The following is a 26,291-nucleotide window of genomic DNA, read 5'->3' as shown; positions in this document are numbered from 1 at the left end:
CCGGGCGGGGCCGGCCGCCCCGAGCGGAGCCTGTGGTGTGAGCGGTCAGCGGCCCGCGGCGCCGTCGTACAGCTCGCGCAGGATGTCGGCGTGGCCGGCGTGCCGGCCGGTCTCCTCGATCATGTGGACCAGGATCCACCGCATCGAGGGCGGGTCGGTCTCGCGCAGCGAGCGGGCGCCGGGGCGGGCGAGGTCGGCGCAGCCCGCGACCACGGCGTCGGCGCGGCGGATCGCGGCCCGATAGGCGGCGACCGCGCTCGCCACGGTCTCGTCCTCGGCCGGAGTGAGGTCGTCGTCCCAGCGTTCGCGGTCCGGGCCCTCGTACGCCCAGACGAACCAGTTGAGTTCGACGGCGGCCAGGTGCCGTACCAGGCCCAGCAGGCTGGTTCCGGAGCGTACGGGCGAGGCGCGGGAGGCTTCGTCGGGCAGGTCCTCGACCTTGCGGATGACGGCGTCGCGCAGGTACTGGAGGAAGGTCAGCAGGGTGGCCCTCTCGTCGGCGTGGGCCTCAGGCGGGCGCAGGTCGCCGGTCGTGGCCGGCTTCCGTGGGCGGTCCGGCGCCGTGGTCCCGGTCGACGGTGTCCGCCGGCTCGTCTCGGTCATCGCGCCACGCTACCTCCGCCGCGGGCTGCCGCGCCCAGCGCTTGGCGATCACCGCGCACACCATGAGCTGCATCTGGTGGAAGAGCATCAGCGGCAGCACGGCCAGCCCGGTGTGGGCGCCGAACAGCACGCTGGCCATGGGCAGTCCGGAGGCGAGGCTCTTCTTGGACCCGGCGAAGACGACGGTGATCCGGTCGGCGCGGTCGAAGCCGAGCCGGGCGGCCCCGTACCCGGTCAGCGCGAGCATCACCGCGAGCAGGGCGGCCTCGGTGCCGAGGAGTTCCAGCAGCCGGAACAGCCGGACCTGGTGCCAGATGCCCTCGGCCACGCCCGCGCTGAACGCGGTGTAGACGACCAGCAGGATCGAGCCGCGGTCGACGTAGCCGAGCGCCTTGCGGCGACGGGCGAGCGGGGCGGCGGTCCAGCGGCGCAGCAGCTGCCCGGCGAGGAAGGGCGCGAGGAGCTGGAGCGCGATGCCGAGCACCGCGTGGCCGTCGACGCCCGCCTCGCCGCCGATCAGCAGTGCGGCGAGCAGCGGTGTCAGCACGATGCCGGCGAGGGAGGAGAAGGAGCCGGCGCAGATCGCGGCGGCCACGTTGCCGCGGGCGATGGAGGTGAAGGCGATGGACGACTGGATGGTGGACGGCAGCACGCACAGGAAGAGGAAGCCGGGGTAGAGCCGCGGCGACAGGACGTGCGGGACGAGGCCGCGGGCGGCCAGGCCCAGCGCCGGGAAGACCGCGAAGGTGCAGACCATCACGGTCAGGTGCAGTCGCCAGTGGCGCAGCCCGCGCAGTGCCTCCCCGGTGGACAGCCGGCTGCCGTAGAGGAAGAACAGCAGGCCGACGGCGGTGTCCGCGGCGCCGCCGGCGACATGGGCGGCGCCGCCGGTGGCCGGCAGCAGGGCGGCGAGCACGACCGTACCGAGCAGGGCCGCGATATAGGGGTCGACGGGCAGCCGCGGGCGGCGCCACCGCCGCGCGCGGGGGCGTCCGCCGTCCGGGACGGGGCGGGGGGAAGCAGGACGGGGGGAAGCAGGGCCGGTGCGGACGAGGCCGCCCGGGACAGCGTCGTCCTCCGGGCCGGGGCCGGTCCGCGGCGGGCGGGCGGCATGGGGTGGTGGCACCGTTCCAGCATGGCGGGGCCCGCGGTGATCGGGAAGTCCGCCGGCCGCGCTCACTGTCATCACGTGTCGCGATAAGCGGCGGTAGGATCACGGCCGTGTTCGAACCGGTGCAGTTGCGTACGTTCCTCGCGGTCGCCCAGACGCTGAGCTTCACCCAGGCGGGGCAGCGCCTGGGGCTGCGTCAGTCGACGGTCAGCCAGCATGTGCGGCGGCTGGAGGAGGCGGCGGGCTGCCGGCTGTTCGCACGGGACACGCACGGCGTGGAGCTGACCGAGGACGGGGAGGCGATGCTCGGCTTCGCCCGCACGATACTGGAGGTCAACGAGCGGGCGGCCGGCTTCTTCGCGGGCACCCGGCTGCGCGGCCGGCTGCGTTTCGGGGTCTCCGAGGACTTCGTGCTGACCCGGCTGCCCGAGATCCTGGCCGGCTTCCGCCGTGAACACCCGGAAGTGGACCTGGAGTTGACGGTGGAGCTGTCCGGCACCCTGCATCAGCGGCTGGACGCCGGGCTGTTGGACCTGTGTTTGGCCAAGCGGGACGGCGGCGACGGCCCGGGGCGGCTGGTGTGGCGGGACAAGCTGGTGTGGATCGGCAGCGAGCACCTGCGCCTGGACCCGCACCGTCCGGTGCCGTTGATCGCCTTCCCGCCGCCGGGCATCACCCGGGCGCGTGCGCTGGAGGTCCTCGAACGGCACGGCCGTGCCTGGCGGGTGGCGTGCACCAGCGGGTCGCTCAGCGGGCTGGTCGCGGCCGCCCGCGCCGGGCTCGGGGTGATGGCGCACGCCCAGGGACTGATCCCGGCCGGGCTGGCCCGGCTGCCGGCGCGGGCCGGACTGCCGGAGCTGGGCGGGGTGGACTTCGTCCTGCTGCACGGGCGCCGGCAGGCCCGCGCGAAGGAGGCGGCGGGCGCGCTCGCCGAAGCGATTCTGGCCGGCGGCGACCGGCTGCACCTGCCGCTGCCCTGACACCTGCGGCCGCCGCGACGGCACACCGCGGCGACCGGGCGGCCGGACGCGCGGAGGGCGGCCGGCCGGGCCGGCGGAAGGCGGCGGAATCCCCCCGCCGGATGGAGTGCCCGTGACCGGACCGGGCGGATTTCGTGCAGATCCGCGCCCGCCGTCCGTCGGCGTGCGGCCGCCGTGGGGCGGGGAGCCGGCGCGCCCCCCACGTCACGGCCGGGATGCGCGACCGGCCAGTACAGGCGTCCGAAAACCCGGCCGGCGCCGCGCCCCTCCCGCCGGCTGCGGGGATCGGGTAGCTTACGGCCCCGCGGGAGCCCCCTAGGAGAACACCAGTTGCTTCAGTTCACTGTGCCCCCTCTGGCCACGACGCCACAGGCAGGAGGGCTGGCGGACGCGGTCTTCGCCAACGCGTCGTCCAGACCGGAGGCGGTGGCGCTGTGCCGCCCGGACGGGGAAGGCGGCTGGCTCGACGTGACCGCCGCCGAGTTCCGCGGCCAGGTGCTCGCGGTGGCCAAGGGGCTGCTGGCCGAGGGCGTGCGGTTCGGTGACCGGGTGGCGCTGATGTCCCGTACCCGGTACGAGTGGACGCTGTTCGACTTCGCGCTGTGGTCCATCGGCGCCCAGTCGGTGCCGGTCTACCCCACCGCCTCCTCCGACCAGGTGCGGTGGATGCTCCACGACTCGGGCGCGGTGGCCGCCGTCGTGGAGCACGGGGACAACGCGATGACGATCGGCGCGGCCGTGGACGAGCTGCCCCGGCTGACCCGGCTGTGGCAGCTCGACGCGGGCTGTGTCGCCGAACTCTCCGAGGCCGGCCGGCATCTCGGCGACGACGTGGTGGAACGGCACCGGCTCGCGGTCACCCCGGACGCGGTCGCGACCGTCATCTACACCTCGGGCACCACCGGGCGGCCCAAGGGCTGTGTGATCACCCACGCCAACTTCATGGCCGAGACCGACAACGTGGTCGCCCGCTGGGAGCCGGTCTTCGCCGACCGGCCGGGCCAGGTGCCGTCCACGCTGCTCTTCCTGCCGCTGGCCCACGTCTTCGGCCGGATGGTGGAGGTGGCCTGCGTGCGGCACCTGATCCGGCTGGCGCACCAGCCGAGCATGTCGGCCGGCGATCTGGTCGAGGACTTCGCCACCTTCCGGCCGACCTTCGTGCTGGCGGTGCCGTACGTCTTCGAGAAGGTCTTCCGGGGCGCCCGCCGGGCCGCCGAGGCGGGCGGCCGGCTCGCGGTGTTCGACAAGGCGGTCGATGTCGCGGTCCGGTACGCCGAGGCGGTGGAGGCGCGGGCCTTCGGCAGCGGGCCGGGTCCCGGGGCCTCGCTGCGGATGCAGCACCAGTTCTACGACAAGCTCGTCTACAGCAAGGTGCGGGACGCGCTCGGCGGCCGGGTGCGGCACGGCATATCGGGCGGCTCGGCGATGGAACGGCGGCTCGGGCTGTTCTTCTGCGGCGCGGGCGTCACCATCTACGAGGGCTACGGCCTCACCGAGTCCACCGCCGCGGCCACCGCGAACCCGCCCGAGCGGACCCGTTTCGGCACCGTGGGCATGCCGGTGCCGGGCACCACCGTGCTGATCGCGGAGGACGGCGAGATCTGGCTGAACGGCGGCCAGGTCTTCGGCGGTTACCTCAACGACGGGAAGGCGACCGGCGAGGTGCTGCGCGACGGCTGGCTGGCCACCGGCGACCTGGGCGCGCTGGACGAGGACGGCTATCTGACCATCACCGGCCGCAAGAAGGAGATCCTGGTCACCAGCGGCGGCAAGAGCGTCTCCCCGGCGCCGCTGGAGGACCGGGTCCGGGCCCATCCGCTGGTCGCCCAGTGCATCGCCGTCGGCAACGACCGCCCTTACGTGGCCGCCCTGGTGACGCTGGATCAGGAGGCGGTCGACCACTGGCTGTCGATGCGCGGCAGGCCGGCCATGAGCGCGGCGGAGCTGGTCCGCGACCACGACCTGGAGAGCGAGGTCCGGCGGGCCGTGGTGGCCGCCAACACCCTTGTCTCGCAGGCGGAGTCGATCCGCACGTTCCGGATACTGGGCGGGCAGTTCACCGAGGAGCTGGGCACGCTCACCCCGTCGATGAAGCTGAGGCGGCGGGCGATCGAGAGCGCGTACGCGGCGGAGGTGGAGGCGCTGTACGGGAGCTGACCGGAGGTCCCTGTCCAACTGCCGGGTATCGTAAAGACGTTCGGTGGTCTCCCGGGGCCCGGTCACTCGTCCCCGCACAGTTCGGCGAGAGCGCGTTCCTCGGGGGCACCCGGCCGGAACGCGAAGAGCTGTTCCGGCGTCCACTGCCCGCCGTCGAGGCGGACCGTGCGGATGGCGAAGGCGCTCCGCTCGCCCTCACGGGCGACGAACAGCTCGTTGTAGCCGTTGCGCTCCTCCGTCTGCGGGGTGGCGAGCGCCGGTGCGCCGGCGATCCGCATGGTCCACGGCGGGCTGAGGCCGAGCAGCCGTTCGGCGGCGAAGAAGGCGAGGTGGGTGTGGCCGTGCAGCACCAGCGAGGTGCGGGCGACGGACAGCGCGCGTTTGGCCTGGCCCGCGTTGACCACGCCGGAGTACGGCGCCACCTCGACGGTCGGCACGGGGGACAGCGGGTGGTGCAGGGCGGCCACCGTGGCGAACCCGGTCGCGGCGGACAGCCGGTCCAGGACGCCGCGGGCGACGACGCCGGGGTCCAGGTGGTCGGGGCCGGTGTCCGGGTCCGGGACGCCCTGCTCCTCGCCGCCGGATTCGGCGGTGCCGAGCAGCGCGAACCGCAGTCCCAGCCGCGGGTAGGTGACGTACAGCCGCCGCTCGCGCGGGTCGGCCAGGTGCAGGTCGGGGTGCGGGTACTCGCTGAAGTTCGCGGCGAACCACCGGTGCCGGGCCTGCGGCGAGGGATCCCGTACCAGATCCCAGGAGACGTCGTGGTTGCCGCCGACCAGCAGGACGCGCGGGTCCTGCGGGCGCAGGTCGCGGTGGTCGGCGAGGGCACCGGCCAGTGCGCGCAGCCAGGTCCTGGCCACTTCACCGTGTTCGTCCAGCGGCAGGTTCACCACGTCGCCGGTGACGACCACCAGGTGCGGGGCGCGGCCCTGGGCGGCGAGTTGCCGTACGTGGTGGAGGTAGCTGTCCATCGGGGTGCCGGCGCCCGCCATGGCGGCGAGCTTCAGCCCGGCCGGCGAGTTGTCCTTGGCGTCGACGTTCGCCCGCATCGGGCCGCCGTGGTGGAGGTCGGAAATGTGGTGGACGCGCAGCACCTGCGGCAGGTGGTGGGCGAGCACCGGGTCGGCGGCGAGCTGCAGCCGTCCGGCGAGGTCGTGCGGCGCGATCCGGGCGCCGGGGACGGGCAGGTCCGCGTCCCGCCAGCGCTCGGCGCGCAGTTGGGCCCGGTGCGCGGCGGACAGGCCGTCGTGGAACCACTGTTCGACGTAGACGTACGGGCTGCCGATCGCCTCCTCGGCGGCGGCCCGCAGCAGCTCGGCCGGTTCGCCGCGCCGGCCGGGGTGCTCTTCGGCACTGTGCAGGGCGAGTTCGAGCAGGAACGGGGTGCGCAGCCAGGCGGTGTCGTGGGCCGCCAGCCATTCCACCGTGCCGGGGGCCCAGTCCGGGGCGCGGGCCGCGAGCCTGGCCTGCTCCGCGGCGTCCAGCGGCGGCGCGGACCGTACGTCCTTGGGCGCGTCGGGGCCCAGGTGCGCGATGAGCAGGTCGTGTTCCGCGGGCGTGGCGAAGACCACCACGGTGACACCGGCCCGGTGCACCCGGTACAGGCATTCGGCGAGGACCGCGGGGTCCAGGCCGGCGGCGGCGAGTGCCGGCTCGTCCACCAGCAGCAACCCGCCCGGCTCCACGGGTAAGGAGGCGCCGGCGTCGGACAGCCAGGGATGGCTGCGGGCCCGGCTGTCGGCGGTGGACGCGCGCAGGTCGACCCGGGCGGTGGTACCCGCCGGGCGGGCGTGCTCGATGCCTCTGGCCAGCCAGGTCTTGCCCGCGCGGCGCGGCATGACGACCAGCCAGGCCGGGCCGTTGGAGGGCCGGGCCTCGATCAGCGGCTTGACCCAGTTGGGGACGGGCCACCCGTCGCCGAGTCTGACGTCCAGCGCGGGATCGTAGGACTGGCCGGCCTGGTAGACGCTCATCCGGGTAGCTCCCCGTCGCTGAGGGAATTCTCGTTCCTGGCGATCCAGTCCAGCAGCGGCGGATCGTGCAGCCACTCGTCGCCGTGCCCCAGCAGGCCGACCTCGCGCAGTTCCTGGCGCTGTGCCGGGGAGGCGTCCAGCGGCAGGCTGCCGGGCGCGGCGAGCAGCGCGGCGCGGCCGGCCGGCCCGATCTCGGCCCACCGGGCCCTGAAATGGTGGCTCCACTCGTCCAGCAGCCGGTGCGTGACCAGGTCCCGCAGGGCACGCGGCCGGGTCAGCGGTTCCAGGTCGTCGCCCTGCACCGCGCGCACCACCGCGTCGCCGACCGCCTGCAGGTAGAACGGCCAGGTGCCGACGTACTCCACGATCCGGGCGGCCGTGGTGTCCCGGGGCAGGTTGACCCGGAGGTTGGCGGCGGTGCCGGTGAGGAAGTCCAGGGCGTCGTCGGGCTTGAGCGGGCCCAGCGGGCGGGCGTTGATGTCGTTGCCGAAGCTGGACCCGGGGACGCTCAGCGCCCAGCGCACCACGTTCCGCCAGTCCTTCTCGGTGCCGGTGTAGACGAGCCAGGCGCCCGCCTGGCCGAGGTCGCGCAGCCAGGAGACGGCGGCCGGGGCGTAGCCCGCCAGCCGGCCCACCTCGTCCAGCAGGAACATCAGCCGCTCGGTGCCGGTGCCGGTGCCCGCCTTCTCCAGCAGTGCCTCGGCCGGGTACTTCTCGCCGCGCACCGAGGGGTCGAGGATCCCGGCCAGTTCGTCGGGGTGCTCCACGATGCGGCGGGGCTGCGGCAGGACCAGTTGGCGCACCGCCTGGAAGCCGTCGGCGACCAGCCGCCGGTTCAGCTCCTCCAGTACCCAGGTCTTGCCCGCGCGGCGCGGGCCGAGCAGGGCCACCGACGTGCCGGAGGCGTACCGGTCGCGCAGCCATGCCAGTACGTCCTCGCGGCCCACCGGCCGGCCGGTGCCCGCGCCGGCGCCGACGATGAACTGGTCGGCGGCCCTCGGGGTGTCCTCGACCCGGAACGGCCGCCGCGTCTCCGGGACGTGTGCGTCGCGGTCGCGCAGCCGGCCGGCCAGCCGGTCCAGCGCGTCGGTCTGGCCGCGCCGGGTGGTGCCGGCGTCCAGCAGCGCGATCTGTATCTCGGCGTCGCCGCCGGGTCGGAAGGCCCGGCCGGGGGTGGGGGTGTCGGGCAGCAGGGCCGGGTCGAACCCGTACTCCTCGACCTCCTCGGCGTCCGTGCCCGTCAGTCCGAGCACCAGCCGCTCCCGGACCAGGTCGGTCGGCAGGCGTGCCGCCCGGCCGCCGGACCCGCTGGTGAGCACCAGCCGGACGCCCGCCCCGGCTCCGTGGCTCAGCAGTTCGAGTACATCCGTCGCCGGGGACGCCGTCCGGGTCTCCGGCAACTCCTCCCAGCGGTCGACCAGCAGCACGAGGTACGGCAGCCGCTGGGCGGCCGGCACCGCCTGCCGCTGGGCGGCGAGGTCGGCGAAACCGCCGGTGGCCAGGACCTGCCGGCGGGCGTAGACGGTGGCGTTGAGGCGTCCGAGCAGCCGGACGATCCGGTCGGGCTCGTTGCGGGCGGCCACGGCTCCGCAGTGCGGCAGTCCGGTGAGGGCCTGCAGCGCCCCGTCGCCGCAGTCGATGCCGAACAGGTGGACGTCGGCGGTGCTGTGCCGCTCCGCGAGCGCCGCCGCGATGGTGCGCAGGAACTGCGACCGGCCGCTGCCGCGGGGGCCCTCGGCGGACAGCGAGGCGGTGTTCACCAGGTCGAACAGGGCCGGTTGCGGGGTGAGTTCGTCCGCCGCCTGCTCCCAGCCGTAGGCCACGGGCGCCAGATCGCGCCCGCCGGCCGGCTTCGGGATCGTGTCCAGCGGGACGACGGTGGCCAGCAGCGGCGGCAGCGGTCCGGGCAGAGCGGGCACGTCGAGGTCGATCGCGGTCTGCCGTAAGGCACGGACCAGCGCGAACAGGTCCGTCTCCGCGCCGTCGGCACCGGAGGCCGGGCGCGGCGGGACCGAGCCGTCCGTGCCGAGGGGGACGACGTCGACGCCGGCCGCGGCGACGGGGCCGCCGAGCCGGGCGGTCTGCATCTCCACCAGGTCCCGGGCGCCGGTCCTGACCAGCGCCCGGCCGGGGGTCGACGGAGAGAGGTGCGCGGCGTCCGGGGCGTCGATGACGTCGTCGCTCTCCGCGGGGCCGGAGGCGCGCAGCGCGATCCGCAGGTTGGTGGCCGCACGGATGTCGGCCGTGACCGCGCCCGAGGCGCGCTGGGTGGCGAGCACCAGGTGGACGCCCAGCGAGCGGCCCCGCTGGGCGGTGGCCGTCAAGCCCGTGACCAGGTCCGGCAGTTCGCGGCCCAGTGCGGCGAAGTCGTCCACCACGAGGACCAGTCGGGGCAGCGGTGGCAGCTCCCGGCGCCGGTCGCGCAGGTCTTGGTACTCCGCGAAGTCCTTGACCCGGTGGGCGCTCAGCAGCGCCTCCCGGTCCCGCAGCGCCGCCGCCAGCCGGCCCAGGATCCGGTTGGTCTGCCGGCTGTCGAGGTCGGTGAGCAGACTGGTGACGTGCGGCAGACCGGCCAGCGGGCCGAAGGCGCCGCCGCCCTTGTAGTCCACCAGCACGAACTGCATCTCGTCCGGGCGGTTGGCCACCGCCAGCGAGGCGATCAGCACCCGCAGTACCTCGCTCCTGCCCGAGCCGCTCGTCCCGGCCACCAGGGCGTGCGGGCCGTCCCGGACCAGGTCGATCTCGAACGGCTGGCCCGCCGCCTGGCCGAGGGCCACGGTGGTGGAGCGCGGCACGGCCTGCCAGCGCACCGCGATCCCGGCGGCGTCGGGCGGTTCCAGGCCGATGAGTTCGAGCAGTGTGGGTGCCGCGAGGTCGCGGGTCCGCTGCTCGGTCGCGGCGTCCCGGAGCGGCGCCAGCGCCCGGCCGAGCCGCTCGAACCAGGGCTGCGGCACCATGTCGGGCAGGAAGGCGACCGGTCGCGGCTCCCCGGTCAGTGCGCGGAACTCGTTCCGCTCCAGGTCGAGCACGGCGACGCACTCGGCCGGCAGCAGCCGCGTCTCCGACTCCAGGCAGATGACGTGGATACCGACCTGCGGACCGTCCCTGAGCAGTGCCGCGACCCCCGGCAGGGTACGGCGGCGGCGCGCGCCCTCCAGGACGAGCACGATGTCGGGGCCCCTGGCGGCTCCGCTGTACCGGATGCCCTGGCGCCGCTCGGCGACCAGCGCGAGCAGCCGGTTGACCTGCCAGGCCTGCGCGGCGTCGGCGGCGAAGACCCGGGGGGCGTCCCGCTCCTCCGGGCGGGCGGAGGAACGCGGCAGCCAGCGCAGCCAGTGCCAGGCGGCGAGCGCTTCGGAGTCCTCCGGGTCGGTGAAGACCTGGACGGAGACGTCCTCGGGACTGTGGAGCACGGCGGCCTGCGCGACCAGCCGGGCGGCGAGCCGGCGGGGGCGGGCGCCGGGGCCGGCGATGCCGAGGCAGCCGAGGTCGGGGAGCCGGGCGCGCAGGGGCGGCAGAACGTCCAGAACCGCAGCGGGGACCTGGGTGGACAGGCCCGTCGACCCTATGGCGACGTCATACGCGCCCTGCGGCGAACCGAGCAGCGGGCCGCACTCCAGGGCGAGGAAGTCGTCGTCACCGGGGCGCCGTTCCCAGAGCCGTTGGGTACGGCCTTCGGCGATCGACAGCAGCGCCACCGGATCCCAACCCCGGCGACGGCGGAGTTCGAGGGCGTAGCGCCGGACGACCTTGACGGCGTTGACCTCTGCCTCGTCGAAGACGCCGAACAGCAGTCGCAGGGCCTTCAGGAGCACAACGGGCCTGGACCAGCGCAACGTCGCCCGGTCGCCCGGTCGACCGCGCTCTCCGGCAGCGGCGGGGCGAGGCGTCACCCGGAGGGCCGGCGACCTGCCGGCTTCGAAGGGGTAAGGCCGGACCGGAGGCCGCGGCCGGCGGTCGAACAGCAGCGTGCCCGCGGGGCCTGGCACCGTGAGGTCGGCGCCGGGGGCGGCCGGCGCGGCCGGCCGGCCGTGGACCAGTACCTGCCGGCCCACCGTCAGCGGTTCGTCCTCGGGCCACGAGGTCCACTCGGTGACGGGCCGCTCCTGCAGCGTGACCGGGATCCGCCCGACCTGTCTGACCAGGAGCGGGCCCTCGGGAAGGGCGGGCAGGCGGAGCCCTTCGGCCGCCCAGGGCAGCCGATCGCCGAAGGTGTCGAACACCGACTCAAGGCGGTGGTGCGGCAGGACCGTGCCCGCGTCCTCCCCCGCGATGATCCGCAGTTCGAGGTCGACCTCCCACGGGTCGGGCAGCGGGAGCAGCCCGCCGAAGCCGACCCGTGCGCCGTCGCGCAGCGGCGAGTCGGCGAGGGTCGTGTCCGCCGACAGCCGTTCGCCGTCCACCGTGAGCGGCGGCGGGGGAAGGTCCCCGCCGCGCGGCCGGCCGTTCGCGGCCTTGGGCAGGGGCGGGCGCGGATCCCCCCACTCCTCGCAGAAGCGCCACGCGATCTCCCCCACCGTCACCGACTCCGGCGCCGTCAGCGCGATGTCGTCCTCGGTGCCGTCCGGCAGCACCACCGTCAGCAGTCGCCGCATCACGCCCCCGCGGTCCGTTCCGGCAGCGCGGTGTGCTCCTGGAGTTGGCGGGTGCGGGCGCTGAACTCGGCCTGCCAGCTGGCCGTTTCGGAGTCGATCTCGGTGCGGACCGCGGCGGCCAGCCGCCCGATGAGGGCCAGTTGCCGCTCGACCTCGGCGGGGTCGAGCGGACCGTGGGAACGGACGCCGGCCGGGCCGGCCCGCAGGACGTCGGTGGCCCATTCGAGGCGGACCGCGTCGAGTTGGGCGCGCAGGGCGTGGGCGACGGCGATGTCCCGCATCCAGGTGGAGGACAGGCCGAAGAAGTGGTCGAACCCCTTGCAGCCGGCGGCGGCGGCAAGCAGGACGTAACCCCAGCCCTGTCCGGAGCCGCCCGCCGCGGCGGTGCCGAGCGGGACAGCGGTGCCGGCCACCGCGAAGGCGATGGCCAGGCCCTGCAGGATGCGGGAACCGGTGCGTTTGCGCTTCTTGTCTCGCAGGTACCAGTCGATGGCGTCCTCGGCGCTGCGCTCGGCCCATTCGCGCAGCCGGGCGAGTGCCTCGCGCTGGGCGGCCGGGTCCTCGGCGCTGATCACGGGGAACGGCCGGGGCCGGAGGTCACGGCGGTTCCCGGGGCGCTCGCCGGGCCGTGCCCCCGCCGCCCGGCCGTCCGTTGCCGCCATCGCCGCCGCTCCCCTCATGGCTCCCCGCCGTCGGGGACCGCGAACCGGACCACCACCGGTCCGGCACCCGACCGGCACCACCGACCCGGCCGGTACGACCGCACCGGACCGGCCCCGGCCCTCCACCGGATCCGCCGCTCCCAAAAGTTGAGATTATCGGCTCGGACGCGCGCCGGGCGCCACGCGCCGGAATCGGATGATCGACTCGGCGGGCCGGCGGATCCTGAAGTTTACGTACGGCGCTCTACGTAACCAGGTCGCAAGACGCCCGGTAAACCCCTGTTCACCTGTGGCCCCTAGCATCGCCACCATGCTGGACTACGACGTCGAGGCGGCGCGTTACGACGCGACGCGCGGGGGCGTGCCGAGGGCGCGGTCCGCGGCACGGGCCATTCTCGCCCTGGTGCCCGAGCGGGCCAGGACACTGCTGGACGTGGGCTGCGGTACCGGCCTGCTGACCGAGCTGCTGATACGCCCGGGGCTACGGGTGTTCGGAGTGGACTCCTCACCGAACATGGCCCAGATGGCCGCCGGTCGGCTGGGTGCGGGCCTGGTGCTGGGCAACTGCCACCGGCTGCCGTTCGCCGACGACTCGCTCGACGCGGTGAGCGCGGTGTGGCTGCTGCACCTGCTGCCGGACGCTCCCTCCGTGGTCGCGGAGTGCGCCCGGGTGCTGCGACCGGGCGGGCTGTTCGTGACCACGGTCGACAAGGACGCGGGCCACGGCATGGACAGCGACGTGGAGGAGCTGTTGGCGCCGTTCCGGGCGCGGAAGGCGTACGACGCGGCGCCGCGGGTGCTGGCGGTGGCCTCCGAGCACGGGCTGCGGCGGGTGGGCGAGGCCCGTTTCACCGGGCACGGTCAGGGCCGGTCCCCGGCCGGGACCGCCGGGGACGTGGCCCGCGGCTACTACTCCTCGGCGCTGGCGCTGGACGACGAGCAGTCGGACGTCCTGGTGTCGCGGCTGTCGCGGCTGCCGGATCCCGAAGTACCGCGCGCCGATCCCGTATACAGACTTCTGGCGCTCCGCAAGGAGGGCTGAGCGGAACAGCGGGCCCGCCGCCGGTGGTTCCACGGCCCGGAGCGGTCCGGCGGGGTCCGGTTCCGCGACGGCGCCCGGGGGACACCGGGCCCCGCCGGGGCCCGCGCGGAAAGACCCTGCCGTCGCCGGGCGGGACGTGCTCGCCGCCCGCAGCCGTGGGCTGCCGGTCGGCCGGTCAGGCGCGCCGGCTCAGTACCGGCCCGGCTCCGCCGCCGTGTCCGCCGCGGCCTCCCGCGGCTGCGCGGGCAGACCGCGGCCGGGCGCCGCGCAGGGCGCGGCGAGCCACTCCCGGAAGACCGCGTGGAGCGCTTCCGCGCCGGTCAGCGGGCCCGCCGGGAGGGGGAGTTCGGCCGGGTGCAGGAGGAAGGGGCAGGACTGCGGGCCGCCGAGGCCGCCGTGCGAGCCGGCCTGGTCCTCGAAGGCGTGGACCGTACCGGTACGTGGGTCCGACGCGGAGTTGACCATGAGGTCCGCGGTGTGCGGGAAGGAGTCGGTACGCAGCACCGCGGCCGCCGCGCCCGGTCCGAAGGGGGCCAGCGGGTCGCAACCGACGACACGGCCGGTGGCCAGTTCCCGCTCGCCGCCGCCCGGTCCGAGCACCAGCGGCCCGCGTTCGGCGCTGCGGACCAGCACGAAACCGATCCCGGGGTGGCCGGTGAGGGTGGCGAGCAGGTCCGGGCTGCGCAAGGAGATCTCCTCCAGCGTGGCCCGGCCGGGCAGGTCGGGGAAGGTGACCAGGCCGAGGTTGCCGGACGCCAGCACGACCGGTTCGGACGGCGGCCCGCACTCCGCCTCCTCCGCGCGCCGTCCGCGTTCCGGCCGGCGCAGCGCGGTGCGGGCCGCGCCCCTGGCCTCCGCCCCGCCCGTGCGCCGCGCCCGGCGGCCGTGGTCGGCCAGCCCGCACCCGGCCCGCACCAGCTCCCGCAGCCGCACGCCGTACGCGCCCTCGAAGGTCTCCCCCGTGCTCTGCCCGTGGTCCGAGAGCAGCACGATCCGGTACGGCCGGGGCGCGTACCGGGCGGCGTCCGCGATCAGCCGCGCCGAACGGTCCAGCCGGGTCAGCACCTTGCGGGCGTCCCCGCTGTACGGGCCCGAGTGGTGGGCGACCTCGTCGTAGGCCACCAGGTCCGCGTAGACCGCCGACCGCCCGGCCAGCATGTCGCCGATGACGGCGGCGACCGCCACGTCCCGCTCCACGACGGTCGCGAAGGCCCGCAGCAGCGGATACAGCCCGCCGCGCCCGACCCGCGGCCCGTCGGCCCGGATCCGGGCCGACGACGACTCCAGGATCTCCCGGCCGACCTCCGCGCAGAACGACCAGGCGGTGCGCACCGCGTTGGCCGGGTCGGAGAAGTACGCGAAATACCCCGAGCGGGGCCGGTTGAAGGTGTCCGCGCGGGCCGCGACCGACATCACCAGCGCCGACTGGTCGGCGCCGCCGCTGAAGAGGTTGCCGCGGCTGGCGCCGCCGCCGGCGAGCAGGCCGGGCGACCCGGTGCGCGCCACCGCCCGCCGCTCCAGCTCGGCCGCGCTGGACGGGCGGTTGCAGACCATGACCTGCCCGGTCTCCTTCTCGTACCAGCGGAACGCGGGCACGTCGTGGTTGCTGCCGTGCAGGATCGCCAGTTGGCTGGCGCCGGTCTGGCTGCTCCAGTCGGTGCGCCACGGGACGAGCCGGTGGGTGCCGGACTCCAGCCAGCCGGCGACCGTCGGCATCGCGGGCGGGCCGCAGGTGAGGGCGTCGCGCAGCACGCCGTGGCCGACGCCGTCGAGTTGGAGGAAGACGGTGCCGGGGGTGGTGGGTCGCGGCGGGTCGCCCGCGCGGCGCCGACGGCGGCCGGCCAGCCGGGCCAGCCGGCGCCCGTAGGCGTCGTCGTCCCGGACCGCGAGCGCGGTACTGGTCGCGGAGGACGTCGCGGACATCACGGCGGCGATCAGCACGGCGGTCGCCCAGGTCGCCTCGCCGCGGCCCTCGGGGGCCAGCCGCAGCGCGATCAGCAGCAGGGTGCCGTTGAGGAAGAACACCAGGGCGCCGAGCACCAGCGCGGGCACCAGCAGCAGGGCGCGGACCAGCAGCGGCCACACCAGCGCGCTCAGCACGCCGAAGGCGCCCGCCCCGAAGCCGGCGGTCAGCGCGATCCGGGTCGGGCTGTCGCCGCCCGGCGCCTCGATGGTGAAGTCCGGGAGCACGGCGGCGAGTACGGCGAGCGTCGCCGAGGACACCGCCCACACCGCGAGCACCCGGCCGACGGTCCGCAGCGTGCTGCGGCCCACGGCCCGTCGTCGATCCCCTCCCGGCTGCGGCACTCCTCCACCCTGTCATACCCGCAGGTCCGGTCGGTCCGGCGCCGAGGGGCGCAGGGCATACGCTCGGGAGCGGCGGCGTAGCGGACGGGCCGGAGAAGGGGCGGGCGCGGTGACGGTGGAGATCACGTGGTGGGGTCATGCCACGGCGACCGTGCTGGACTCCGGGGTGCGGGTGCTGACCGACCCGCTGTTCACCCCACGGCTGGCGCACCTGCGCAGGCGGCGCGGCGCGCTGCCGCCGCCGGCCGCGGCCGAGGCGGACGTGGTGCTGGTGTCTCATCTGCACGCCGACCACCTGCACCTGGGCTCGCTGCGGCGCCTCGCCCCCGGCACGGCGGTGCTGCTGCCGCGCGGCGCGCTCGGCGCGGTGCCGGGGCTGCGCAGGCTCCGGGACCGGCTGCGGCTGGTCGAGATGACCGCCGGGGACGCGCTGGACTTCGGGGAGCTGACGGTTCGGGCGGTGCCCGCGGCGCACGACGGACGGCGGCTGCCGTACGGTCCGCAGCGGGTGTCCGCGCTGGGCTACGTCCTGCAGGGCGCGGCGCGGACGTACTTCGCCGGGGACACCGGGCTGTTCGACGGGATGGCGGCGGCGGTCGGGCCGTGCGACGTCGCGCTGCTGCCGGTGGGCGGCTGGGGTCCGTTCCTCGGCCACGGGCACCTGAACCCCGAGCGGGCCGGGCGGGCGCTGGCCGAGTTGGCGCCGCGGGCGGCGGTGCCGGTGCACTACGGCACCTACTGGCCGATCGGCATGGCGGCGGTCCGTCCCGAGGAGTTCCACACGCCGGGCCGGGAGTTCGTACGGCTCGCGGCGCGGCTGGCGCCGGAGGTGTCGGTGCACCGGCTGGACCACGGCGAGAGCGTCCTGGTGGCGGCGGCCGGCCGGGAGGACGCCGGGTGATCGGGGTGCTGGCGTCGGCCGCGGCCCACCAGCCGCCCTCGGAGAGCGCCCGGCAGGCGATCGGCTACCCGACGCTGTTCCTGCTGGTGGCGCTGGGGTCGCTGGTCCCGGTGGTGCCCACCGGGGCACTGGTCTCCGGCGCGGCGGTGGTCGCGTTCCACCGGACGGAACCGGTGGGTCTGGCCGTGGTGTTCGCGGTCGCGTCGCTGGCGGCGTTCCTCGGAGACGTGGCGCTGTACTGGCTGGGGTTCCGCGGGGTCCGGTCCCGCAACGGCTCCCGCTGGCTGCACCGGCTCCAGCAGCGGGTGGACGCGGGGACGCTGGCGCAAGCCGAGCGGCGGCTGGCGGAGCACGGGGCGGCGGTGCTGGCGGTGTCCCGTTTGATTCCGGCGGGCCGGCTGCCGGTGATGGTGGCCTGCCTGCTGGCGGAGATGCCGCTGCGGCGGTTCGCCCGCGTCGATATGGCCGCGTGCCTGGCCTGGGCGGCGGCCTACCAGGTGATCGGCGTCCTGGGCGGCTCGCTCTTCCCCGAGCCCTGGCAGGGCGTGGCCCTGGCGGTGGGCCTGACCGCCGCGATCGCGGCGGGTCCCGCGGTGGTACGGCACGTCCGCAAGGCGCCGGACGAGCACGGGGAGCCGGCCGAGGAGGCCGGTAGGTAGCGGCCCGCGGCCGCAGCGGGGCAGGCGGCGGGGCACCGGGCCGGCGGCCGGGTGGGGGCGGCCCGGTCCCGGTACGGCCGGGAGGAGGCGGCAGAGCCGGCCGGGAGCCCGGAGGCCGGGCCGGTCAGGGGGCGAGGAGCCGCGATCCGCCGACCGGCAGGTCCCACAGGGCGCCGCGGGCCAGTCCCGCCGCCGTCCAGGCCCGGTGCAGGCGGCGCAGCGGCTCCAGCGGGGGTTCGCCGGAGAGCAGGAACGTCGCCCAGTGCATGGGGGCCATCGCGGCGGCGCCCACGTCCAGGAACGCCCGCACCGCCTCCTCCGGGTCGGTGTGCACCGGCCGGAGCATCCAGCGCGGGGCGTAGCCGCCGATCGGCAGCAGCGCCAGGTCGATCCCGGGGTACACGCGGCCGATCTCGCGGAAGAACCGCCCGTATCCGGTGTCCCCGGCGAAGTAGATCCGCGGCCCGGCGGCGTCGGACAGCACCCAGCCGCCCCACAGCGACCGGCATCTGTCGGTGAGGGTGCGCCGGCTCCAGTGCCGCGCGGGCACGAAGTCGAAGCGGACGCCGCCCAGTTCGGCGGCCTCCCACCAGTCGAGTTCGGTCACCCGGGTGAATCCGCGGCGCCGGAACCAACCGCCCAGGCCGGCCGGCACGAACACCGCGGTGGACCGCGGCAGCCGCCTGATGGTCGGCGCGTCCAAGTGGTCGTAGTGGTTGTGGCTGATGACGACCGCGTCGACCGGCGGCAGCACCGACCAGGGCACCCCGACCGGGGTGATCCGGGCCGGCGTGCCGGGGATGCGGAGGGACCACACCGGGTCGGTGAGCACCGTCAGACCGCCGATCCGCAGCACCCAGCTGGCGTGTCCGGCCCATGTCACGCCGACCGTGCCGGGACCGGCGGGGAGCACCGTCCCGGACGCCACCGGCAGCAGCGGTACCTCCTTCAGGGTGTGCGCGGGCGGCCGCACCACGCACTCGCGGACCACCCGCACCAGCTCCCGCAGGCCGGGCAGCGGATCGGTGAGCGGCTCGGTCAGCCGGTCCGCGAAGGAGCGGGGCCAGGTGCGGCGCTCGCCCAGCGGGCGGGTCGCGGCAGGAGTCCGTTCCCTCTGGTCGGTCATCTCGGCTCCCTCACCGCGCTTCCTCGCGTACCGCGCTTCCTCGCGTACCACGCTTCCTCGGTCGTCGGCGCCGCCGCCCGCCGGGCGGGCACGTACCGGACGACGGCGGACGACCCCGGACGACGGCAGGACGGGCGTCAGGCCGCGCCGCCCCGCGATCCCGTGCCGATGGGGCCGCCGACACCGGACCGGTCCGGGTCCTCGCCGAGGGCGGCGGCGAGCGCGCACAGGGCCGCCGCGACGTGCGGGACGGCCAGCGGGTCGGCGGCGGCCAGCGTGTCACGCCGCTCGGCCTCGTTCCCGCCGTACAGCGCGCCGGTGTCGATCCTGGCCCGCGGCTCCCTCGGGTCGTCGCCGAAGCGGTGCCCGCCCAGGACCCGGCGGCCGAGCGCGGCGGTCAGCCGCTCCTCCAGATCCGCCGCCCGCGTGCCGGGCGCGCCGAGCACGGGGTAGAGCTGGTAGGCGGCCTTGGGCGGCCGGCAGACGCCGCCGGCCTCGGTCACCGCCCGGTAGGCCGCCGCGGCGACCCTGGCGTGCAGCCGGGTGGCGGCAGCGGCCCGGCCGGTGACCTCGGCCGGTTCGGTGAGGACGTAGGCGGTGGCGGCGGCGGCCGGTGCCGGCAGCACGGCCCGCAGCGCGGCGAGTACGTTCGCGGTGCGCTGCCGCCAGGCGGTGCCGTGGTCGGTGCCGGGGAAGCGGGCGAGCGCGGCGGGCACCGAGGCCGGGACCAGGGTCGCGGCCAGGTCGGCGAGGACCACGGTGTGGTCGGGCAGCATCTCGGCCGGACTGAGCAGCACTGTGTCGTGGTGGTGCAGGGTGTCGCTGTAGGTCTCGTCGGAGATGATCAGCAGCCCCGCCTCGGCCGCCGCCTCGCAGGTCTCGTGCAGCAGCTCGGGCGGGGCGACCGTCCCGCTGGGGTCGTCCACCGCGGACAGCACCAGCAGCCGGGGGTCGCCGCCGCCCGCGCGGGCCCGCCGTACCGTCTCCAGCAGCGCGAACGGGTCGGGTACGCCGCCGCCCTCGGCCGGGGTGGGCACGGTGTGCACCGGGCGGCCGAGCAGCCGGGTCACCGGGGCCTGCCAGGCGGCGGCCGGGCGGGCCAGTACCGGGTCGCCGTCACTCGCGGCCAGCAGCGCCAGCAGCAGCGGCTCGGCGCCGGGCGCGGCCAGCACACGGCCGGTGTCGGCGGCCAGGCCGCGGCGGGCCCAATAGCCCTCGGCGGCGGCCAGCAGCCGGGGGCCGCCGCCGGGCGGCTGGGCGCCGGCCGGGAAGTCGAGGTGCGCGTCCCAGTAAGCGGGCACCGGCAGACCGGGGTCGGGCCGCAGATCGTACGGGACGGTGAGCCGCATACGCACCTCCGCTACGCAGGGGCCTCACCCGCGTGAGCCCTATCAGGCCACCTTCCCCCGGCGCGGGGATTCCCGCACGGCGAGGAGGACGGGGTCCGGCGGGTGTCCGGTCGCCGCCGGGCCACCGGGGTCGGGTTGCCCGGCGGCCGGGGGTGGGGGGCGAGGGCCGGTCCGGCAGCGGGGTGCGGGGGTTCGGGCAGGCGGGCAGGCGAGCGGGCGGCGGCGGCTCAGGGTTCGGGGGCGCGGCTCGGGGGCGCGACTCAGGGGCCCGGCCGGGAGCCGGGTTCGTCAGGGGCGGGGGGCGGGAGCTCCGGCGTCCCTGAGCAGCGCGGGCAGCGCGCGCATGTCGTCGAAGACCGTGGTGCCGGGCCCTTCCAGCCAGGCCGCGGGGGTCAGCCCACCGCAGTAGCCGAAGCAGCGCATGCCCGCCGCGCGGGCGGCCTGCACGCCGTACCGGCTGTCCTCCACCACGAGGCAGCGCTCCGGCGCCACACCGAGGCTGCGGGCCGCGTGCAGGAAGAGGTCGGGGGCGGGCTTGCCGCGGGAGACGTCGGCGGAGCTGAAGACCCGGCCGGCGAAGCGCTCGTACAGCCCGGTGAGGCCGAGCGAGTACCGCAGCCCCTCGTGGCCGGTGTTGGACGCCACGCACGCCGGCAGGGTCAGCGCGTCCAGCGCCTCGACGACGCCGTCGACCGGGGTCAGCTCGCGGGCGAACGCCTCCCGGTACAGATGCCGGTTGCGGGCCGCCCAGTCCGCCGGCAGCGGCCGGCCCAGGTGCTGCTCGACGGCGGCGCGGACATCGGTGAGGGAACGGCCGACGAACCGCTCGACCACCTCGGCCTCGGTCAGCGGCCAGCCGAGGCCGGCGAGCACCTCGACGTCGACCTTGACCGCGATCTTCTCGCTGTCGACCAGCACGCCGTCGCAGTCGAAGACGACCAGTTCGGGTGCCGGCCACCGGTTCCAAAGGTTCGCGCGGCTCACCCGGGGAGCGTACAGCGGCGGCGTGCGCGGGCCGCGGGAGGGTAATGGGACGGTCATGACGTATCCCTGGAAAAGCTGGGACAAGGCACTGTTCGCCTATGTGGCCAAGCAGCGCTGGCCGGGCGCAAAGCCGGTGCTGCCCCGGTTGAGCCGGTCGGCCGACCACGGCCGGCTGTGGCTCGCGGTGGCGGCCGGCATGGCGGTGACCGGCGGCCGCAGCGGGCGGCGGGCCGCCGCACGGGGACTGGGCTCCCTGGCGCTGGCGTCGCTGACGGTGAACACCGTCGGCAAGGGCGCGGTACGGCGGACCCGGCCGGTACTGGACACCGTCCCGGTGATACGGCAGCTGCGCCGGCAGCCGGTGACCTCCTCGTTCCCCTCCGGCCACTCGGCGTCGGCGGCGGCCTTCGTCGCGGGCGCCGCGATGGAGTCCGGTGCCTGGGGTACGGCGTTGGCGCCGGTCGCGGCGAGCGTGGCCTTCTCCCGGGTCTACACCGGGGTGCACTACCCCAGCGACGTGGTGGTGGGCTGCGTCCTGGGCGTCGGCGCGGCGCAGCCGTCCGGGCGCTGCTGCCGCCGGTCTCGCCGCAGCCGGAACCCGGCCCGGCGACGGGGGCGCCCGCGCTGGAGGAAGGCGAGGGCCTGCACGTCGTGGTCAACAGCGCCTCGGGGCCACCGCCGCTGCTGATGTCGAACGCCGACCGCGTCCGCGCGGTGCTGCCGCGGGCCGCGGTCACCGAGCGGACCGAGGACGACGACCTGGGCGAGCTGCTGGAGAAGGCGGCCCGCTCGGCGCTGGAGGCGGGCGGCTCCCTGGGCGTGTGCGGCGGGGACGGCACGATCCGCCGGGCCGCCGAGGTCGCGATGCGGCACGACCTGCCGCTGGCGGTCTTCCCCGGCGGCACCCGCAACCACTTCGCGCACGACCTCGGCTTCGAGTCGGTGGAGGACACCGCGACCGCGGTGCGGGCCGGCCGCGCCGCGACGGTGGACGTCGCCCGGCACACCGACCCGCTGACCGGCGAGCACGTCCCCTTCCTCAACACCTTCAGCATCGGCTCGTACCCCGATCTGGTACGGATCCGGGAGCGCTGGTCGCGGCGGGTGGGCAGCTGGCCGGCCGGGGTGCTGGCGGCGGTGCACGTGCTGCGTACCTGCACACCGGTCGACGTGGAGATCAACGGGCGGCCGCGGTCGGTGTGGCTGCTGTTCGCCGGGAACTGCCGCTACTCCAGCTGGGGGCCGGCGCCGGTGCGGCGCGGCGACCTGTCGGACGGGCTACTGGACGTACGGATCGTGGACGGCGGGCCGTTCGCGCGGACCCGGATGCTGGGCGCGGCGCTGACCGGCGTACTGACCGGCTCGCCGGTGTACTCGGTCGCGGCGGTGCCGCGGCTGCGGGTACGGGTGCCGGGCACGGGCGTCCACCTCGCCTACGACGGTGAGGTGGCCCCCGCACCCGGTGAGCTGGTGCTGGACAAGGTGCGCGGGGGTCTGGTGGTCTACCGGGCCTGAGGGTTCCGGGGCCGGCGTTCTCCGGTGTTCTCGCGGGCGTTCTCGCGGCTGATCGGCGGGTCGGCGACCCGCCGATCAGCCGGCCCGGCACCGGCCGGGCTGGCGGGCGGTACGGGTCGGAGCGGGCTCAGTCGTCCGCCACGAGGCCGGCCAGCGCCCGTACACCCTCGCCGGAGATGCTCAGCGCGTCCGGGCTGCCGGTGTCGATGGACAGGATCAGCTCGTCCGACGGCCAGGCACCGCTGAGCGCGGCCAGCTGCACCAGCCGGTAGCGGCGGGTGGCCGGCAGTGCCTCGGCCATCCGGGTCTCGGAGGTGAAGACCGGGACGAGCTGGCGGCCGTCGTCCTGCTCGTAGACCGGGAGCTGGATCTCGCGGGGCGGTTCGGCGGCAGCGGTGTCCGCCCCGCCGGGCACGCCCACGCCTTCCGGGTAGTCGTCGACGGCCGGAACCGGCAGCAGTACCTCACTGACCGCGAGGGTGCTGAGCGCGATGACGTTCTCGCTGCCCTGGGCGATCTCGTGCAGGGCACGCTGGGCCGGGGGCAGTGCGCCGTTCGGGTTGATGTCGGTCATGCCGGGGTTTCCTCTCGCCGGGTCGCTTCGAGGTCGGACTCCGTGGATGCCACGGGATGGTCGGAGGTGGCTGAACCCGGCGCGTACCCAGCGCCCCGCGGAGCATGCGGCACGGCGCGGAAATCGCTCCAGGGCGTGGCGGACCGGCGTCGCGTCCCCGCCGGGAGACGGGAGACGGGGGAACGGGGTGATCGAGCGCGAGCGGGTGGCACGCGAGGGCGGCGGGTCCGCCGGGCGGGGGCACGGTCGGCCTGAGAGCGGCCGGACGGGAGCCGGGCCGGGCGAAGGCGGGTCCGGCGAGTGGGACCGGGAAGCGGGACCGGCGGCGGCAGGATCGGGGGCGGGTCCGGCAACCCCGAGGCCGGCTGTTCGGCGGGCTGGCGCGGGCGAAGTGGAGCCTGTGTGTGAATCTGCCGGTATGCGATACATCGTCATCGGCGCGGGCGCGGGCGGCGGGACGATCGGCGGCCGGCTGTTCGACAGCGGGCGCGAGGTGGTCCTGGTGGCCAGAGGCGCGCACGCGCAGGTCCTGCGGGCCAACGGCCTGCGGCTCGAACTGCCGGACGGGACGAGTGAGGTGCGGATCCCGGTGGCGGACGGGCCGGAAGACCTGACGCCCCGCGGCGACGATGTGCCGGTGCTCGCGGTGAAGACCCAGGACACCGCGGGCGCCCTCGCGGTGTGGGGCTCGTTCGGCGAGCGTCCGGCGGTGGTGTGCGCGCAGAACGGGGTGGAGAACGAGCGGCTGGCGCTGCGCCGCTTCCGAGATGTGCACGCGATGTGCGTGTGGCTGCCCAGCTCGCACTTGGAACCGGGGGTCGTCAGGGCGCCGTGCGCGCCGCTGACCGGGATGCTGCGGCTGGGCCGCTACCCGTCGGGCGCCGACGACACGACCCGGCGGATCGCGACCGACCTGGCCGGCTCGGGGTTCGCGGCGCCGGTCAAGGAGGACGTGATGCCGTGGAAGTACGCCAAGCTGCTCGCGAACCTGGGCAACGCAGTGGGAGCGGTGTGGGGGGCGCTCGACGACGACCCGGCGCTGGAACTCACCCGGCGGGCCAAGGCGGAGGCTCGAGCGGTGCTGGACGCGGCGGGCATCGCGTACACCGGCGACGAGGACCCGGCCCAGGAGCGGCGCGACCGGATGCTGATGCGGCCGGTGGAGAGCGCCTCGCTCGGCGGCGGCTCCTCTTGGCAGAGCCTGACCCGCGGCACCGGCTCCATCGAGTCCGACTATCTGAACGGCGAGGTCGTGCTGCTCGGCCGCCGACTGGGCCTGCCCGTCCCGGTCAACGAGACCCTCCAGCGGCTGGCGAACCGCTTCGCCCGGGAACGCCGCGACCGGGCGGGCTGACGGACGCCGAACGGAAGGAGCTGCTGGCCGTCTAGGGTCCGCCGCGGGGATCTCCGCGGCGCCGGCGCCGGGCCTGCCCCGCCGGGTCCGGCCCCGTCAGGTCCGCGCGCCGCCCAGGGAGACGGTCAGGAGTTCGGCCAGCAGGGCGGCGCCGGTCCCCTCGGGGTCCAGGTCCGGGTCGTAGATCGTCAGGTGCAGTCCGACGCAGCGCGGGGAGCGGGCGAGCACCGTGACGAGGCCGGTGAGTTCGGCGACGCCGAGGCCGCCGGGATCGGGGCTGTCCACCGCGGGCATGACCGCGGGATCGAGCACATCGGCGTCCAGGTGCAGCCAGAAGCCGTCGAGTTCGGCGGACTCCAGGCGCTCCAGGGCCTCGCGGGCGCTGTGTTCTGCACCCCGCGCGCGGATGCTGCCGGCGGTGGCGTACCGGATGCCGTGCCCGGCCAGCTCCGGCAGGTCGGGGTCGCCGTCGCGGATGCCGAGCACCCGGACGTCCTCGTCGCGGACGTAGGGGCGCAGGTGCTCGATGTCGGTGACGTCGTCCTGGCCGCGGCCGGTGACATGGGCGAGCCCCTCGCCCGCGGCGGCGCCGACGGCGGTGGAGTTGCCGGGATGGCGCAGGTCGGCGCTGGCGTCGAGGTAGGCCAGGCCGTAGCGGCCGAGGCGGCGCAGGGCGACGGCGGCGCCGAGGAGGATGCTGCAGTCGCCGCCGAGGACGACCGGGAACTCCCCCGCCGCCAGCAGCGGTTGCAGCCGGTCGGCCAGTCGGCGGCTGTACCCGGCGATGGCCGCCGCGTGGAAGACGCCGTCCCCCTCCCGCCAGGTCCCCCGGTCGTAGCGGGGCGGGGTGACGACGCCGCCCTCCCGCGCGCCCAGCCCGACCGCCAGCCCCTGATCGCGCAGCGCGCCGGCCAGCTTGTGGCATCCGGGAACAGTGCCGGGCGCCGGCGGCCGCAGGCCGAGATTGCTGGGCGCGTCGAGCAGGACGGTCGCACGGTTCATACGGTCATTGTGTACGGCCCCTCCGACACCCCCGGCCACGCGGCACCCCGGACCGCGCGGACGTCTGCGGTACGCGGGAGGCCGGACGGGCCGGGGGCCCACCCTCCACCGCCGCGTCCCGGGGACGGCCCCGCGCCGCGGGTGACCTATGGCCGGAAACCGGTACGGCAGTCGGTGGTCTGGTAGCGGCCCGGTTGAGGACGTACCGTCCTGACGAGGGGGTGGTGCCGTTGCCAGGTCGAAGGCGGCGAGCAGGCGTGACGGCCGGCGCCGCGGCCGGGGCACTGGCGTTGCTGGCCGGATGCACGCTGGGCGGCCGAACGGGCGCCGCCGCGACCGCCCGTCCGACGGATTCCCCGCCCGCCGGTCGGCAGCGTCTCCCACCCGCGCCCGGTGAACTGCGTCGAAGGCACCGCGTACACACCGCCCGCCTCTCCCGGCCCGGCCCCCACGTCCGGGACCCGGCCCGGCCCCCACGTCCGGGACCCGGCCCGGCCCCCACGTCCGGGACCCGGTCCGGTACCTGCGCCCCGGCGGGCACGACCGCCGGCTCCACGTCCGGTGCGCCCGCGCCGGCCAGGAACGACGTCACCGTCGGCCCGCTGATCTGGCGGGGCGTCGGCACCCTCGCCGACGGCGACCAGCAGGCGCACGGCGTCCACAACGCCGATGGCTGGCACTACCGCATCGACTCCCAACTCCACGACACCCAGGCCGTCACCGTCACCGTCGGCCCCGAACTGCGGGCCCGCGCGGGACTGCAGTACGGCCTCGCCTCGGGTATGTCCCCGGCCCCGGCGGCGGCCTTCCACGGCTGCCCCGGCGCGCCCACCGTCTTCATCGGCGCGTTCTTCGTCGCAGGTGACGGGCGTGCCTGCGTACCCCTGGGCGTCCGGGTCGGCAACCGGCCGGCACAACGTGTGGTGATCTCCTTTTTCGACGGTCGCTGCTCTGCGTAGGGTGGTGGTCATGACCGAGCCCACCCCCGACCTGACCCCTGGTGACGGCCCCGCCGACGACCCCGAGGTCGTCGACTTCGCCACCCGCCTCTTCGACCTCGCCCGGCAGGGCGACGCGGCCCAACTCGCCGCCTACATCGACGCCGGCGTCCCCGCCAACCTCACCAACGACCGCGGCGACACCCTGCTGATGCTCGCCGCCTACCACGGCCACGCCGCGGCGGTACGGGCGCTGCTGGACCGCGGCGCCGACCCCGACCGGGCCAACGACCGGGGCCAGACCCCGCTGGCCGGCGCCGTCTTCAAGGGCGGGGAGGATGTGATCGCCGCCCTCGTCGAGGCGGGCGCCGACCCCTCGGCGGGTGCCCCCTCCGCGATCGAGACCGCCCAGGTCTTCGGCAAGAACGAGTTGCTGGCCCTGTTCGGGGGACGGTGACC

20 protein-coding genes and 1 pseudogene are annotated in these 26,291 nt (G+C 75.8%); 10 read left to right on the top strand and 11 right to left on the bottom strand.

Annotated features, from left to right (window positions below):
* Positions 1-45: 45 nt before the first annotated feature.
* Together RLT57_RS26025 and RLT57_RS26020 are read right to left on the bottom strand one after the other, a co-directional pair.
* Positions 46-603 carry a DinB family protein gene (locus tag RLT57_RS26025; RefSeq protein ID WP_311299681.1) on the bottom strand — a complete coding sequence of 186 codons (558 nt, stop codon included), beginning with the start codon at positions 601-603 and terminating at the stop codon, positions 46-48.
* The gene (locus RLT57_RS26020) at positions 509-1,561 is read right to left on the bottom strand and encodes a bile acid:sodium symporter family protein (RefSeq protein ID WP_311300874.1); all 1,053 of its coding nucleotides are present in this window, start codon (positions 1,559-1,561) and stop codon (positions 509-511) included. Before RLT57_RS26020 ends, RLT57_RS26025 begins: the two co-directional genes overlap by 95 nt.
* Before the next feature lie 263 nt (positions 1,562-1,824).
* On the opposite strand from RLT57_RS26020, the gene RLT57_RS26015 reads away from it, so the two are divergent.
* Positions 1,825-2,694 (top strand): LysR substrate-binding domain-containing protein, encoded by an 870-nt coding sequence (locus RLT57_RS26015; RefSeq protein ID WP_399129417.1) that lies wholly within the window; start codon positions 1,825-1,827, stop codon positions 2,692-2,694.
* Positions 2,695-3,024: 330 nt separating this feature from the next.
* Complete coding sequence (locus tag RLT57_RS26010) at positions 3,025-4,851, top strand: AMP-dependent synthetase/ligase (protein ID WP_311299680.1); 1,827 nt, start codon at positions 3,025-3,027, stop codon at positions 4,849-4,851.
* Between the two features lie 62 nt (positions 4,852-4,913).
* Here RLT57_RS26010 and RLT57_RS26005 read toward each other — a convergent pair whose 3' ends face one another.
* From RLT57_RS26005 to RLT57_RS25995, 3 genes and pseudogenes are all read right to left on the bottom strand, one after another.
* Positions 4,914-6,824 carry a metallophosphoesterase gene (locus RLT57_RS26005; RefSeq protein WP_311299679.1) on the bottom strand — a complete coding sequence of 637 codons (1,911 nt, stop codon included), beginning with the start codon at positions 6,822-6,824 and terminating at the stop codon, positions 4,914-4,916.
* A 1,247-nt stretch (positions 6,825-8,071) separates the two neighbouring features.
* Positions 8,072-9,781, bottom strand: a pseudogene (locus tag RLT57_RS33740) (FtsK/SpoIIIE domain-containing protein); the annotation flags it as partial.
* 1,637 nt (positions 9,782-11,418) lie between these two features.
* The gene (locus tag RLT57_RS25995; protein ID WP_311299678.1) at positions 11,419-12,081 is read right to left on the bottom strand and encodes an SLATT domain-containing protein; all 663 of its coding nucleotides are present in this window, start codon (positions 12,079-12,081) and stop codon (positions 11,419-11,421) included.
* Positions 12,082-12,391: 310 nt separating this feature from the next.
* On the opposite strand from RLT57_RS25995, the gene RLT57_RS25990 reads away from it, so the two are divergent.
* Entirely contained in the window at positions 12,392-13,123 is a 732-nt protein-coding gene (locus tag RLT57_RS25990) for a class I SAM-dependent methyltransferase (RefSeq protein WP_311299677.1), read from the top strand.
* 189 nt (positions 13,124-13,312) lie between these two features.
* Here the strand turns inward: RLT57_RS25990 and RLT57_RS25985 are convergent, their stop codons facing one another.
* Positions 13,313-15,397 carry a phage holin family protein gene (locus RLT57_RS25985; protein ID WP_311299676.1) on the bottom strand — a complete coding sequence of 695 codons (2,085 nt, stop codon included), beginning with the start codon at positions 15,395-15,397 and terminating at the stop codon, positions 13,313-13,315.
* A gap of 142 nt (positions 15,398-15,539) precedes the next feature.
* On the opposite strand from RLT57_RS25985, the gene RLT57_RS25980 reads away from it, so the two are divergent.
* Together RLT57_RS25980 and RLT57_RS25975 are read left to right on the top strand one after the other, a co-directional pair.
* Complete coding sequence (locus RLT57_RS25980) at positions 15,540-16,331, top strand: MBL fold metallo-hydrolase (protein WP_311299675.1); 792 nt, start codon at positions 15,540-15,542, stop codon at positions 16,329-16,331.
* Complete coding sequence (locus RLT57_RS25975) at positions 16,331-16,990, top strand: DedA family protein (protein ID WP_311300871.1); 660 nt, start codon at positions 16,331-16,333, stop codon at positions 16,988-16,990. Before RLT57_RS25980 ends, RLT57_RS25975 begins: the two co-directional genes overlap by 1 nt.
* A 124-nt stretch (positions 16,991-17,114) precedes the next feature.
* On the opposite strand, the gene RLT57_RS25970 is transcribed toward RLT57_RS25975, so the two are convergent.
* The 3 genes from RLT57_RS25970 to RLT57_RS25960 form a co-directional block, all read right to left on the bottom strand.
* Positions 17,115-18,116 carry an MBL fold metallo-hydrolase gene (locus tag RLT57_RS25970; RefSeq protein WP_311299674.1) on the bottom strand — a complete coding sequence of 334 codons (1,002 nt, stop codon included), beginning with the start codon at positions 18,114-18,116 and terminating at the stop codon, positions 17,115-17,117.
* A 137-nt stretch (positions 18,117-18,253) separates the two neighbouring features.
* Positions 18,254-19,465 (bottom strand): aminotransferase class I/II-fold pyridoxal phosphate-dependent enzyme, encoded by a 1,212-nt coding sequence (locus RLT57_RS25965; RefSeq protein WP_311299673.1) that lies wholly within the window; start codon positions 19,463-19,465, stop codon positions 18,254-18,256.
* A gap of 288 nt (positions 19,466-19,753) precedes the next feature.
* Positions 19,754-20,449: an HAD family hydrolase gene (locus RLT57_RS25960; RefSeq protein ID WP_311299672.1), complete on the bottom strand. Its 696-nt coding sequence runs from the start codon at positions 20,447-20,449 to the stop codon at positions 19,754-19,756.
* A 55-nt stretch (positions 20,450-20,504) separates the two neighbouring features.
* Between RLT57_RS25960 and RLT57_RS25955 the strand changes: the two genes are divergently transcribed.
* Together RLT57_RS25955 and RLT57_RS25950 are read left to right on the top strand one after the other, a co-directional pair.
* On the top strand, positions 20,505-21,137 hold the full coding sequence (locus RLT57_RS25955) for a phosphatase PAP2 family protein (RefSeq protein ID WP_311299671.1): 633 nt from the start codon (positions 20,505-20,507) through the stop codon (positions 21,135-21,137).
* Positions 21,101-21,964, top strand: a complete 864-nt coding sequence (locus RLT57_RS25950) for a diacylglycerol/lipid kinase family protein (RefSeq protein WP_311299670.1) — start codon at positions 21,101-21,103, stop codon at positions 21,962-21,964. The genes RLT57_RS25955 and RLT57_RS25950 overlap by 37 nt, the downstream gene beginning before the upstream one ends.
* Before the next feature lie 127 nt (positions 21,965-22,091).
* On the opposite strand, the gene RLT57_RS25945 is transcribed toward RLT57_RS25950, so the two are convergent.
* The gene (locus RLT57_RS25945; RefSeq protein ID WP_311299669.1) at positions 22,092-22,538 is read right to left on the bottom strand and encodes an SseB family protein; all 447 of its coding nucleotides are present in this window, start codon (positions 22,536-22,538) and stop codon (positions 22,092-22,094) included.
* 418 nt (positions 22,539-22,956) lie between these two features.
* Here RLT57_RS25945 and RLT57_RS25940 point away from each other — a divergent pair, with 418 nt between their 5' ends.
* The gene (locus tag RLT57_RS25940) at positions 22,957-23,892 is read left to right on the top strand and encodes a ketopantoate reductase family protein (protein ID WP_311299668.1); all 936 of its coding nucleotides are present in this window, start codon (positions 22,957-22,959) and stop codon (positions 23,890-23,892) included.
* 96 nt (positions 23,893-23,988) lie between these two features.
* Here RLT57_RS25940 and RLT57_RS25935 read toward each other — a convergent pair whose 3' ends face one another.
* The gene (locus RLT57_RS25935) at positions 23,989-24,894 is read right to left on the bottom strand and encodes an arginase family protein (protein WP_311299667.1); all 906 of its coding nucleotides are present in this window, start codon (positions 24,892-24,894) and stop codon (positions 23,989-23,991) included.
* Between the two features lie 257 nt (positions 24,895-25,151).
* Here RLT57_RS25935 and RLT57_RS25930 point away from each other — a divergent pair, with 257 nt between their 5' ends.
* Both RLT57_RS25930 and RLT57_RS25925 read left to right on the top strand, forming a co-directional pair.
* Positions 25,152-25,853 (top strand): hypothetical protein, encoded by a 702-nt coding sequence (locus RLT57_RS25930; RefSeq protein ID WP_311299666.1) that lies wholly within the window; start codon positions 25,152-25,154, stop codon positions 25,851-25,853.
* Between the two features lie 10 nt (positions 25,854-25,863).
* Complete coding sequence (locus RLT57_RS25925) at positions 25,864-26,289, top strand: ankyrin repeat domain-containing protein (protein WP_311299665.1); 426 nt, start codon at positions 25,864-25,866, stop codon at positions 26,287-26,289.
* Positions 26,290-26,291 lie beyond the last annotated feature (2 nt).

Origin of the sequence: Streptomyces sp. ITFR-21 (assembly GCF_031844685.1) — a bacterium.
Taxonomy (GTDB): Bacteria; Actinomycetota; Actinomycetes; order Streptomycetales; family Streptomycetaceae; genus Actinacidiphila.
The sequence above is the reverse complement of the archived record's forward strand: the minus strand, read 5'-3'. Positions and strand labels throughout refer to the sequence as shown.